Below are 12,609 nucleotides of genomic sequence, written 5' to 3' on the forward strand. Positions count from 1 at the left end.
CATGACGACACTCGGACCCGATTCAAGGACGTCCGATATCAGCTCCATCGCAACGGCATACGGATCTGGTCCGCGGACGGCGAGCACGCCATCACGGACGTACTGATGACACAGGCCTACCGGCGGCGGTCGGCCGACAGATGAGCGAAGGGCCCCGGGTTTCCGCCCGGGGCCCTTCTGCGTGATTACCGAGTCGGCTATCGGATGGTCAGGCCGTCCTTGGCATCGGCCAGGTCGATCAGGACCGTCGAACCGTCCCGGACCCGGCCGGCCAACAGTGCCTTGGCCAGCAGGTCGCCGATCGACGACTGGATCAGCCGGCGCAGGGGCCGGGCGCCGTAGATCGGGTCGTAACCGTGCTCACCCAGCCAATCGATCGCGGACTGGGTCACCTGGAGCGTGAGGCGCCGCTCGGCGAGCCGGTCCCGCAGGCGGGCCAGCTGGATGTCGACGATCCGGGTCAGGTTCTCCTTGGTGAGCGCGTGGAAGACCACGATGTCGTCGAGCCGGTTCAGGAACTCCGGCTTGAAGTGCGCCCGGACGGCGGCCAGCACCTCATCGTGGCGCTCCTCGTCGCTCATCGTGAAGTCCGAGTTCGCCGAGCCCAGGTTCGACGTGAGGACCAGGATGGCGTTGCGGAAGTCGACCGTACGCCCCTGGCCGTCGGTGAGACGCCCGTCGTCGAGGACCTGGAGCAGCAGGTCGAAGACGTCCGGGTGGGCCTTCTCCACCTCGTCCAACAACACCACGCTGTACGGTCGGCGCCGCACCGCCTCGGTGAGTTGACCACCCTCCTCGTAGCCGACGTACCCGGGTGGCGCACCGACCAGCCGGGCCACCGAGTGTTTCTCGGCATACTCGCTCATGTCGATGCGGACCATCGCGCGCTCATCGTCGAAGAGGAACCCGGCGAGCGCCTTGACCAGCTCGGTCTTGCCGACACCGGTGGGGCCGAGGAACAGGAAACTGCCGGTCGGCCGATCCGGGTCGGCGATCCCGGCCCGGGCCCGGCGCACCGCACCCGCGACCGCCTCGATCGCCTCGCGCTGGCCGATCACCTTGTCGGCCAGCGAATCCTCGATGCGCAGCAGCTTGGCGGTCTCGCCCTCCATCATCCGGCCGGCCGGGATGCCGGTCCACGAGGAGACGACCTCGGCGATGTCGTCGGCGCCGACATCCTCCTTGACCATCGGCGGCTCGGTGTTCTCCTCCTCCTCGGACTCGGCGGCGCTCCGGATCTCCCGCTCCAGGGTCGGGATCACCTCGTAGAGCAGACGGGACGCCTCCAGCAGCTCGCCGTCGCGCTGGGCCCGCTCCTGGGCCGCCCGTGCCTCGTCGAGCTGCTTCTTCAGCTCACCGACCAGGTTGAGTCCACTGCGCTCGCGCTCCCAGCGGGCGGTGAGAGCGGTCAGCTCCTCCTCGCGGTCGGCGAGGTCGGCGATCAGCTTCTCCAGCCGGGCCATCGACGCCGGGTCGGTCTCCTTCTCCAGCGCCAGGCGCTCCACCCGCATCCGGTCGACCTGCCGGTGGAGCTGGTCCAGCGCGACCGGGCGGGAGTCGATCTCCATCCGCAGCCGGGAGGCGGCCTCGTCGATCAGGTCGATCGCCTTGTCCGGCAGGAACCGGTCGCTGATGTACCGGTCGGAGAGGCTGGCCGCCGCCACCAGCGCCGCGTCGGTGATCTGGACCCGGTGGTGGGCCTCGTAACGACCCTTGAGCCCGCGCAGGATGCCGATGGTGTCCTCGACCGTGGGCTCGCCGACCACGACCGGCTGGAACCGCCGCTCCAGGGCCGGGTCCTTCTCGATGTGCTCCCGGTACTCGTCGAGCGTGGTGGCGCCGACCATCCGCAGCTCACCGCGGGCCAGCATCGGCTTGAGCATGTTGCCCGCGTCCATCGAGCCCTCGCCCTTGCCCGCGCCGACGACCGTGTGCAGCTCGTCGAGGAATGTGACGACCTGCCCGTTGGACCCGCGGATCTCCTCGAGCACGCTCTTCAGGCGCTCCTCGAACTGGCCCCGGTACTGCGCGCCGGCGACCATCGCGCCGAGGTCGAGGGAGACCAGCTTCTTGTCGCGCAACGACTCGGGCACGTCACCGGCCACGATGCGCTGGGCGAGGCCCTCGACGATGGCGGTCTTACCGACGCCCGGCTCACCGATCAAGACCGGATTGTTCTTGGTACGCCGGGAGAGCACCTGCACGACCCGGCGGATCTCGGTGTCCCGGCCGATCACCGGGTCGATCTTGCCGTCCCGGGCCAGAGCGGTGAGGTCCACACCGTACTTCTCCAGCGATTTGTAGGTCTGCTCCGGATCGGCCGTGGTGACCCGCCGCTCCCCGCCCCGGACCTGCGGGAATGCACCGACCAGCGCATCCTCGGTGGCGCCGGCGTCCTTGAGGACCTGGGAGACCGAGCCGCCGACCCGGGCCAGGCCGGCCAGCAGGTGCTCGGTCGACACATACTCGTCGCCGAGTGGTTTCGCGATCAGGTCGGCCGAGCCGATCGCGTTGACGAACTCGCGCGACAGGCTGGGCTCGACGGTGCTGGCCCCACGTGCGGACGGCAACTGCTCGATCGCGCGGACCGCGGCCCGGCGGATGTCCGCCGGATTGGCCCCGACCGCCCGCAGCAGTGCGGTGGCCGTGGACCCGCCGGTGTCGAGCAGCGACTGAAGCATGTGCCACGGCTCGACGGTGGCATGGCCGCGGCGCCCGGCGTCGGCGACCGCGGCGGTGATCACTTCGCGGCTCTTGGTGGTCAAGCGTTCGGTGTTCATGAGCTCCCCTGAAGCCAACCCAACAGACTTGAGCGTAGCGCGCTCAACTCTAGCGCGCCGGAACCACGGTGACAGTCACCACCGAACATGGTCCCTAATCGGAAAGAACCCGTAACGTCGGCAGTCGTGCCACTGTTCCGCCGGCTTCTCCCTCTCGGCCTCGTCTTCCTCACTGTCGGCATCGCCACCGCGGTGGTCGGCCCGTTCCTCGGCCTCTTCCTCAGCACCGCCGTCGGGGCCAGTCCGATCCAGGTCACCTTCTTCCTGGTCACCGCCTCGCTCTCGGGTGTGGCCATGTCGTGGGCGATCGGCCGCGTCTCGGACCGCCGGCCGATGCGACGCACGATCCTGATCGTCGCCGCCGTCGCCGGGTGCGCCGGCACCGGCGTCACCGCGGTGGTCCGCGACTACTGGGTGCTCCTCGCCCTCACCGCGACGGCCACCGCGATCGCCGGGTCACTCTTCCCGCAATCCTTCGCGTACGCCCGGCAGGTGCTCCAGCAGGAGGATCCGGGCCGGGCCGCGATGGGCATCAGCACGCTGCGCACCGTGTTCTCGATCGCCTGGGTCGGCGGACCGTCGCTGGCCGCGGTCCTGCTGGAGGTGGGCGACTTCCAGTACGTCTACGGGACCGCGTCGGTGCTGTACCTGGTGGCGGCCCTGCTCGCGGCACGCTGGCTGCCCGAGGTGGAGGCGCCGGCCGCGCCCCGGGAGGGCGAGCCGGTCTCGACCCGGGCGCCCTGGCAGGTCTACCCGATCCTGTGCGGCTTCATCCTGATCCAGACCTCCATGGTGCTCAACGTCCAGGCGATGCCGCTGTTCATCAGCACCGAACTGGACGGCTCGGTCGGTGACGCCGGCATGATCCTCGGCATCTGCGCCGCGCTGGAGATCCCGCTGATGCTCGGCTTCGGCAAGCTGTCCACCCGGATACCGCTGCGCCGGATCATCCTGTTCGGCGCGGTCTGCGGTGTCGCGTACCAGGCGCTGGCGGCGTCGGCCACGTCGGTCTGGATGCTGGCCGGCGCCCAGCTGCTGAACGCGGTCCTCATCGCGGCCGCCTCCGGGCTGGGCATCTCCTACTTCCAGGACCTGATGCCGCGCTTCCCGGGCCGCGCGTCCACGATGTTCTCCAACACCTTCCCGATCGGGCAGATCCTGTCGGCCCCGCTCTTCGGAGTGGCCCAGGAGTTCGGCTTCCGCTGGGCCTACGGCCTGAACCTCGGACTCAGCGCGCTCGGCCTGCTTCTGCTGCTCGCGATCCGGCCGCCGGCACACGAGGACGAGACAGCCCGGGTGGCGACGACCGCCGCCGACCCGGGCTGACCGGAACGAGACTCAGGAGGAAGGCCCTCGGCACTCAGGAGGAAGGCCCCCGGCACTCAGGAGGGAAGCCCTCGGCCGAAGTTCGCCTCGGCCGAGGCGCGGCCCGGGAAGTTCGACCCGGAGAAGAAGTAGCCGTTCGGGCGGGTCTTGCCCACCGCCGCACCCGGCAGGACGACGACGGCGCCCTCGCTCGTGTAGGTGACCGTCTCGCCCGAGACACCGATGACCAGGCTCTCACCGCCGTAGGCGTTGACCAGCCGGGAGAGGCCTCCCCCGAACCGGTCCGACGTCTCGTTCGCACCGGGCACTCCGGCCGAGTTCTGGTCGAGATAGATCGAGCCGGCCGCAACCGGGCCGGCGGCGGCGCTGAAGAGCACGTTCACCGCACCGCTGCTGTAGGTCGAACCGACCGTCTCGCCCATTACACCGATCACCAGGTCACGCTTACCGTCGCGGTTGAAGTCGACGAGAGCCAGCGCGGACCCGAAGTAGTCACCGCTCTCCGACGCACCGGGGATGGCGGCGTCATCCTGGGTGAACATCGCGCCCGGCCGCAAGCCGGAGGCGGAGCCGTGGAACACGTGCACCGCACCGGCCCAGCCCTTCGAGCCGACCCCTTCGTCCGAGGCCACGATCAACTCGTCCCGGCCGTCGACACCGGTGTCACCGGCGGTCAGCGTGTGACCGAACCGGTCGTTCGACTCGGCCGCGCCGGGCACGCCCGGTGAGTTCTGATCCCACCAGGTCGAGCCCACGGTCGACACACCCGCCGCGGTACCCGGGAAGACCACGATGCCGCCGGCGTCATATCTGCTGCCGAGCGCTTCGCCCGGCGCCCCGGCCACCAGTTCATCCCGGCCGTCACCGTTGAAGTCGCCGGCAGTGAGCGACCGGCCGAAGACATCACCCGGCTCAGCCGCGCCGGGCACCCCCGGGCTGTCCTGGTCGATCCACTGGCCACCGGTGGCACTGATGCCCTGGTCCGAGCCGTAGAGCACCCCGAGCCCACCGCGGTTGTCCTCGGCCCACGGGGCACCGGCCGCGATGTCGTCGAATCCGTCGCCGTTGAAATCGCCGGCGGCGAGGTCCTCGCTGAAGCCCGACGGGTACGCGCCGTTCGGCTGAATGGCGGTCCGGTCGAATCCGGCCGCCCGCGACTTGGTCAGGCCCGCCGCACTCCCGTAGAGCAGCAGAAACTTGCTCGCCGAAGCAGCGCTGACGGCGAGGTCCGCGTAACAGTCGCCGTCGAAGTAGCCGGTCGCCAGCGACTCGCCGAGACGGGAGCTGCCGTCGAACCCGCGACCGACGCTCTCCGGAGTACCGTCGAAGGTCATCGAGCCGAGAGAGCCCTTACCGATCCCGGCCGCCGAACCGTAGGCGATGTTCACCGCCCCCTGCCACGGGACGCTGTAGGTCGGCTCTTTCCGGTCGTGGGCGCCGACGGCGAGATCACCGAATCCGTCGCCGTTGAAGTCGCTCGGCACCCGCGCGCACGCCGCCGAGGCCGGCGCGGTGGCCGGAACCACCAGCAGCGGCGCGGCCAGTAGAACGGCGATGAATCGGCGCATGGACATCTCCCTACCTCCCCGTGTCCGCGAGATGATACCGAACACGGGACGAACCCGTAGCGTCGTGACGCCCGGCGCGCCCCGTTGCGCTGTACTGCCGCGCGGAGGATCAATCACCCAACTACTGTGAGATCGTGCGCGTACGGGTGGAACAGACTCCGCTGCCGGGAATCGGCGTCCGCCATGACCTGGTGACCTCATCGGGCCGGACCGTCGGGGTGGTGTCGCATCGCAACGGGCGACGCGATCTCGTCCTGTACGACGTCGACGATCCGGATTCCAGCCTGGCGTCGATCCCACTCACCGACGACGAGGCGGAGGCCCTGGCCGACGTGCTGGGCGCCTCGCTGATGCTGGGTCAGCTCGCCGGTCTGCGACAGCAGGCGGCCGGCCTGCTGACCGAGCAGATCGCGCTCCCGGCCGGCTCCCCGTTCGTGGGCCGGCGGCTGGGTGACACCCAGGCGCGTAGTCGTACCACCTCGTCCATCGTGGCCGTTCTCCGCGACCGTGAGGTGATCGCCTCACCGGGACCGGAGTTCCGCTTCGAGGCGAACGACGTGGTGGTGGCGGTCGGCACCCGGCACGGCCTGGACGGCGTCACCGCCATCCTGGCCGGCGACGACGACGGCTGAGCGCGGTGGAGCACCACACGACGATCCTGCTCATCGAGATCGGCGCGCTTCTGTTCGGCCTCGGAATGCTCGGTCGCCTGGGCCGCCGCTTCGGTCTCTCCCCGATTCCGCTCTATCTCCTGGCCGGTCTGGCGTTCGGTCAGGGTGGTCTGGTCTCGCTCCGGGCCAGCACCGAGTTCACCGCGGTCGGCGCCCAGATCGGGGTGGTCCTGCTGCTGGTGATGCTGGGTCTGGAGTATTCGGCCGACGAGTTGGTCGGCAACCTCCGGTCGGCAGCCCCGGCCGGCCTGATCGACATGCTGCTCAACGCCGTACCCGGAGCCGCGTTCGCGTTTCTGCTCGGCTGGGACTGGAAGGCCGCGTTGGTGCTGGCCGGCATCACCTGGGTGTCGTCGTCGGGGGTGATCGCCAAGGTCCTCGGCGACCTGGGCCGGGTCGGTAACCGGGAGACTCCGGTGATCCTCTCGGTGCTCGTCATCGAGGACCTGGCGATGGCCTTCTACCTGCCGGTGGTCACCGCCGTGCTGGCCGGTCTCGGCCTGGCGAGCGGCCTGAGCACGCTGAGCGTCGCGGTGGTCACGGTGGTCGCGGTCCTCGTCGTCGCCATTCGGTACGGCGGGGAGATCAGCCGGTTCATGTCGGTGAAGGACCCCGAGGCCCTGCTGTTGAGCGTGCTCGGGCTGACGCTGTTCATCGCCGGGGTGGCCGGCGAACTGAAGGTCTCCGAGGCGGTCGGCGCGTTCCTGGTCGGTATCGCCATCTCCGGTCCGGTGGCGCACCACGCCACCCAGATGCTCACACCGTTGCGGGATCTCTTCGCCGCGGTGTTCTTCGTCTTCTTCGGGCTCTCCACGAACCCGGCGGACATCCCGCCAGTGCTGCTGCCGGCTCTCGGACTGGCCGTACTGACCATGCTGACGAAGGTCCTGACCGGCTATCTGGCGGCCCGCCGGGTGGGGATCGCCCTACCCGGCCGGATTCGGGCCGGTCTGGCCCTGATGCCCCGCGGCGAGTTCTCCGTCGTGATCGCCGGACTCGCGGTGGTGTACGGCGGAAACGCCAAGCTTGCCGCGCTGGCCACGGCATACGTGCTGATCACCGTGGTGACCGGTCCACTGCTGGCGCGACTGCCGGATTACCCCTGGTTCAAGGAGATCATCCGGAAGCGGATGGCGGCCCAGCGAGCGGCCCAGAAGCCCCTGCCATCCGTGGAGTGACCTGCGTCTCCATTCAGGAAGCCCAAAGTTACTGTCCAGTATCTGAATGTGAAGCCTTGACACTTCCGTTTGCGGACTCCGCACGCTAGCGTTGCGCGGCGACGACTCTGAGTATTGGGACGTTCGCCACTATGGCCAGCGGGTAACGCTTGCCGTATTGCGAACGGTTGAGTGAGGCGGCGACGTGAGCGTGCGTGAAGCTACATTCCTCGGTTTCGGCAACCCGGTCGACCCTCGACCCGACGAGTTGCAGACCTGGGCATACAACCCTGAGTCGGTTCCGCTGAGCAGCATGCCGAAAGACTGGGACCTCCTGATCTCCGGCGATGTGCTCGGCCCGACCCTGTTCGAACTGGCCATGGACCGGCAGTGCCCGGCCCGACGGTTCGCGCAGCACTGCATGTACATCTACGCGGCGGACGGGCTGCGGCAGAACGCGAGCGGGCAGCGCAAGCGCCGGCTCAAGAAGTTCGTGGAGCGCGCGGAGGAGGTCGGCGACGAGCCGATGCAGATCTGGGCGCACAACTGCCGGGTTCTGATGACCCGGCCCGAGCTCTTCGACCACCACGACTGGATGGAGGGCGGCCTGGTGCGCTACCCGCGCCGACTGGGCCTGTTCAACCGCCGCTGAGTACGGAAAGTATTCGTACGGTCACTACACGCAGTAACGGCGGCCCTCAGGGCCGCCGTTACTCATTTGTCCGGCGATCGCCGTGGCCGCCAGACCACCAGCGCCGTCGAGTGCCGCTCCTGGCGAACCAGATCACGGCTCCCGTACGGATTGGTCATCGCTTCCATCTGGGCCATCCGGGTGTACGCCGACTCGAGCTCCTGCTCCAACTCGGCCACCCGGTGCTGCAGATCGGTGACCAACTGCTCCAGGCCGATGATCCGCTTGATGCCGGCCAGGTTGACGCCGTCCTCCTGGCTCAGCCGCTGCACCTCGCGGAGCAGTGCCACATCCCGCTCGCTGTAACGCCGGCCACCACCCCCGGCCCGCCCGGGCTGCACCAGCCCGAGCCGGTCGTACTGCCGAAGGGTCTGCGGGTGCATCCCGGCGAGCCGCGCCGCCACCGAGATGATCAAAACCTTCGCGTCGGAGGCCTGTTCAATCGAGATGCTGATCTCTTCATACATGTGCCACCTCCCGGGAGGGTCCTAACCGGCAGCCCGACGCAGGCGGGCCTCGATCCGATCCCGCGCCGGCGGCGGGGTCAACTTCGCGAACTTCTCCAGAAGGTCCCGGGCCTCGCCGGTCACTCCCGCCGGGATCTGCACGTCGACAGTGACGATCAGGTCGCCGGCCTGGCCTTCCTTGCGGACCACGCCCTTGCCCCGGGCCCGCAGTTTCCGGCCGCCCGGGGTGCCGGGTGGCACTCGCAGCGTGACCGGACCGTCCAGAGTGGGGACCTTCAGGTCGGCGCCGAGCACGGCCTCCGCGATGCTGATCGGAACCGTCAGCGTCAGGTCGTCGCCACTGCGCCCGAACAGGTCGTCGGGCCGCACCTTGACCTGCACGTACAGGTCTCCGGCGGGACCGCCGCGGTCGCCCGGCTCGCCCCGGCCGCTGAGCCGGATCCGCTGGCCGTCGGCCACACCCGCGGGGAACCGGACGTTGATCGTGCGGGTCTTGGTGACCCCGCCGCTGCCCCGGCACTCCGGGCACTTCTCGTCCACGATGCTGCCCGAGCCCTGACAGTCACGGCACGGCTCGGAGAAGCTGAACGAACCCTGGTTGCTGGAGATCAGCCCGGTGCCGTGGCATTTCGGGCAGGACCGGGGGGTGGTGCCCGGCTTGGCACCGCTGCCGTGACAGGTGTCACAGGCCCCCGGCGTTCGCAAGGTCAGCGGCAGGGTCGTACCCCGAACCGCCTGGGCGAAGTCGAGGGTGACCTCGGTCTCCACATCCCGCCCGCGCTGCGGACCACGCCGGGCCGTCGCCGGGCCACCGGCCGCCTGCCCGCCGGAGAAGATCGAACTGAAGATGTCGGAGAAGCCGCTCCCGCCGAACCGGCGGTCGGCACCCGGCGCGCCACCGGCACCGGAGAAGCCGCCGAACAGATCGGACGGATCGAACTGGGTGCCACCGCCGCCCCGCGCCCCACGCCGGAACGCGCCCGAGCCGAACAGCGAGCGCATCTCGTCGTACTCTTTGCGCTTCTTGTCGTCGGCCAGCACGTCGTAGGCCTCGGAGGCGGCCTTGAACTTCTCCTCCGCCTCCTTGTTGTCCGGGTTGCGGTCGGGGTGAAGATCGCGGGCGAGCTTCCGGTACGCCTTCTTGATCTCGTCGGGGGAGGCGGACCGGTTCACGCCGAGCACGGCGTAGAAGTCCTTCTCGAGCCAGTCCTTCGAGCTCATTCAGTCCACCTCCTCGATTCGTCTGCGCCTCGGACTTTCGGCGACGTCCCGCCCACCGGAGACCGGTGGGCGGGACACAGTCACTGATCTCACTCCGGATCGGCGACGGCTACCAGTGCCGGGCGCAGCAGCCGCTCGCCCAGTGTGTAACCCCGACGCATCACCTCGACGCAGGTCGGCTCGTCGACGTCCGCGGACGTCAGGTGCGCGACCGCCTCGTGCCGGTTCGGGTCGAAGGGGTCGCCCTTCTCGCCGAAGGCCACCAGCCCGAGTTTCCCGGTCACCGCGGTGAGCTGCTCCGCCACCGAGGCGAACGGCCCGACCAGGTCGCCGTGCTCACGGGCCCGGTCGATGTCGTCCAGGACCGGGAGCAGGTCGGTGAGGACCTTGCCGGTGGTCTGCTCGGCCGCCGCACCCCGGTCGCGGTCGACCCGCTTGCGGTAGTTGGCGTACTCCGCTGAGACGCGCTGAAGGTCGTGGGTCCGCTCCTCCAGCTCACCCCGCACGGCCTCCAGCTCGGCGCCGAGACCGGGCTTGGCGGCCTCCTCGGCCACCGGAGCCACGTCCTCCTCATCGCGGGCGCGATGTGCGCCGACCGGCTTCTGCGCTTTCTTCTTCACCGGTTCCTCAGCGGAGGTCGCCTCGGCCGCCGAGTCGACCTCGTCCTGGATGACGTCCCGCTCGGCCGCCGGACCGTCGATCTCGTCGTCCTTGGCACTCACTTCTTGTCGTCCTCCACGATCTCGGCGTCGACCACGTCGTCACCGCCGGCCGCCGGGCCGGTCGGACCGGTGCCGGCACCCGGCGCGCCACCCGCGGCAGCCTGCGGGGCCTCACCCTGCGAGTAGAGCAGCGAGCCGGCCTCCTGGGAGACCTGCGACAGCCGCTCGTGGGCCGACTTGATCTTCTCGATGTCGGTACCGCCGAGCGCGCCGCGCAGCTCGCCGAGCGCCTCGCCGATCTTGTTCTTGCTGTCCTCGGGGAGCTTGTCGCCACTCTCCGCCAGGAACTTCTCGGTCTGCCACTGGAGCTGCTCGGCCAGGTTGCGGGTCTCGGCGTCCTCGCGGCGCTTCTTGTCGTCGTCCGCGTGGTCCTGGGCGTCGCGCATCATGCGCTCGATGTCGTCCTTCGGCAGCGCGGAGCCGCCGGTGATCGTCATCTTCTGCTCCTTGCCCGTACCCAGGTCCTTGGCGGACACGTGCACGATGCCGTTCGCGTCGATGTCGAAGGAGACCTCGATCTGCGGAACGCCACGGGGCGCCGGGGCGATGCCGCTGAGCTCGAAGGTGCCGAGCTTCTTGTTGTTCGCGGCCATCTCGCGCTCACCCTGGTAGACCTGGATCAGCACGGAGGGCTGGTTGTCGTCGGCCGTGGTGTAGACCTCGGAACGGTGCGCCGGGATGGTGGTGTTGCGCTCCACCAGCTTGTGCATGATGCCGCCCTTGGTCTCGATGCCCAGGGACAGCGGGGTGACGTCGAGGAGCAGAACGTCCTTGACCTCGCCCTTGAGCACACCGGCCTGGAGCGCGGCGCCGACGGCGACGACCTCGTCCGGGTTCACACCCTTGTTCGGCTCGCGGCCGATCAGGCTCTGCACCAGCTCGGTCACGGCCGGCATCCGGGTCGAGCCGCCGACCAGGATGACGTGGTCGATGTCGGAGAGCTTGACGTCGGCGTCCTTGATGGCCGCCTCGAACGGGCCCTTGCAGCGGTCCAGCAGGTCCTGCGTCATCCGCTGGAACTCGGCGCGGCTCAGCGACGTGTCCAGGTGCAGCGGGCCGTTCGCCCCCGCGGTGATGTAGGGCAGGTTGATGCTGGTCGTGCTGGCCGCGGACAGCTCGATCTTGGCCTTCTCGGCCGCCTCGCGCAGACGCTGCAGCGCCATCTTGTCCTGGGAGAGGTCGATGCCGTGCTCGCCACGGAAGGTCTTCACCAGGTGGTCGATGACCCGCTGGTCCCAGTCGTCGCCGCCCAGGTGGTTGTCACCGGAGGTCGACTTGACCTCGATGACGCCGTCGCCCAGCTCCAGCAGCGAGACGTCGAAGGTGCCGCCGCCGAGGTCGAAGACCAGAACGGTCTGCTCCTTGGAGCCCTTGTCCAGACCGTAGGCCAGAGCGGCGGCGGTCGGCTCGTTCACGATCCGCAGGACGTTGAGGCCCGCGATCTCGCCCGCCTCCTTGGTGGCGGTGCGCTGCGCGTCGTTGAAGTACGCCGGAACGGTGATCACCGCGTCGGTGATCTGCTCGCCCAGGTACGCCTCGGCGTCGCGCTTCAGCTTCATCAGCACCCGCGCCGAGATCTCCTGCGGGGTGTACTGCTTACCGTCGATGTCCATCGACCAGTTGGTGCCGATCTCCCGCTTGACCGAGCGGATGGTCCGGTCCGGGTTGGTCACCGCCTGACGCTTGGCGACCTCGCCGACGAGCACCTCGCCGTTACGGGCGAAGGCGACGATCGACGGAGTCGTCCGGGAGCCCTCCGCGTTGGCGATGACGGTGGGCTCGCCTCCTTCCAGAACGCTGACGCAGGAGTTCGTGGTGCCGAGGTCGATGCCGACCGCACGTGCCATGGTGTTCCTCGCTTTAGGGTTCGCGTACGAAGGTTGAGTGGAACCGACTCAATGATGCCACGGCCCCGCACATCGTCAAATCGAAGTTGAGCCCCTCGGGCGCAAGCCGGTGGTCGCATGGGAGCACCGGCACATACCTGTCAGGTCACGGCATACCGG

Annotated in this window: 10 protein-coding genes; 4 read left to right on the forward strand and 6 right to left on the reverse strand. The window is 69.1% G+C overall.

The window, feature by feature from the left end; genetic code table 11:
• Positions 1-197: 197 nt before the first annotated feature.
• Entirely contained in the window at positions 198-2,780 is a 2,583-nt protein-coding gene (gene clpB, locus Q0Z83_RS43215) for an ATP-dependent chaperone ClpB (RefSeq protein WP_317789262.1), read from the reverse strand.
• Positions 2,781-2,906: 126 nt separating this feature from the next.
• On the opposite strand from clpB, the gene Q0Z83_RS43220 reads away from it, so the two are divergent.
• Positions 2,907-4,106: a sugar efflux transporter gene (locus tag Q0Z83_RS43220; RefSeq protein WP_317789263.1), complete on the forward strand. Its 1,200-nt coding sequence runs from the start codon at positions 2,907-2,909 to the stop codon at positions 4,104-4,106.
• 56 nt (positions 4,107-4,162) lie between these two features.
• On the opposite strand, the gene Q0Z83_RS43225 is transcribed toward Q0Z83_RS43220, so the two are convergent.
• Positions 4,163-5,674, reverse strand: a complete 1,512-nt coding sequence (locus Q0Z83_RS43225; RefSeq protein ID WP_317789264.1) for an FG-GAP repeat protein — start codon at positions 5,672-5,674, stop codon at positions 4,163-4,165.
• A 134-nt stretch (positions 5,675-5,808) separates the two neighbouring features.
• Between Q0Z83_RS43225 and Q0Z83_RS43230 the strand changes: the two genes are divergently transcribed.
• From Q0Z83_RS43230 to Q0Z83_RS43240, 3 genes are all read left to right on the forward strand, one after another.
• Complete coding sequence (locus tag Q0Z83_RS43230) at positions 5,809-6,306, forward strand: cation:proton antiporter regulatory subunit (RefSeq protein ID WP_093620717.1); 498 nt, start codon at positions 5,809-5,811, stop codon at positions 6,304-6,306.
• A 65-nt stretch (positions 6,307-6,371) separates the two neighbouring features.
• Entirely contained in the window at positions 6,372-7,523 is a 1,152-nt protein-coding gene (locus tag Q0Z83_RS43235) for a cation:proton antiporter (RefSeq protein WP_378078468.1), read from the forward strand.
• Between the two features lie 184 nt (positions 7,524-7,707).
• Positions 7,708-8,154 (forward strand): hypothetical protein, encoded by a 447-nt coding sequence (locus tag Q0Z83_RS43240; RefSeq protein ID WP_109600942.1) that lies wholly within the window; start codon positions 7,708-7,710, stop codon positions 8,152-8,154.
• Positions 8,155-8,216: 62 nt separating this feature from the next.
• On the opposite strand, the gene Q0Z83_RS43245 is transcribed toward Q0Z83_RS43240, so the two are convergent.
• From Q0Z83_RS43245 to dnaK, 4 genes are all read right to left on the reverse strand, one after another.
• Complete coding sequence (locus Q0Z83_RS43245) at positions 8,217-8,660, reverse strand: heat shock protein transcriptional repressor HspR (RefSeq protein ID WP_317789267.1); 444 nt, start codon at positions 8,658-8,660, stop codon at positions 8,217-8,219.
• A 21-nt stretch (positions 8,661-8,681) separates the two neighbouring features.
• A complete protein-coding gene (gene dnaJ / locus Q0Z83_RS43250; protein ID WP_317789268.1) occupies positions 8,682-9,881 on the reverse strand; it encodes a molecular chaperone DnaJ in 1,200 nt (399 codons plus the stop codon).
• An 89-nt stretch (positions 9,882-9,970) separates the two neighbouring features.
• Positions 9,971-10,603, reverse strand: a complete 633-nt coding sequence (gene grpE, locus Q0Z83_RS43255; RefSeq protein ID WP_317789269.1) for a nucleotide exchange factor GrpE — start codon at positions 10,601-10,603, stop codon at positions 9,971-9,973.
• Entirely contained in the window at positions 10,600-12,450 is a 1,851-nt protein-coding gene (gene dnaK, locus Q0Z83_RS43260) for a molecular chaperone DnaK (RefSeq protein ID WP_317789270.1), read from the reverse strand. Before dnaK ends, grpE begins: the two co-directional genes overlap by 4 nt.
• Positions 12,451-12,609: the final 159 nt, after the last annotated feature.

The sequence above is a fragment of the Actinoplanes sichuanensis genome, from assembly GCF_033097365.1.
In the GTDB taxonomy this organism is placed as follows: domain Bacteria; phylum Actinomycetota; class Actinomycetes; order Mycobacteriales; family Micromonosporaceae; genus Actinoplanes; species Actinoplanes sichuanensis.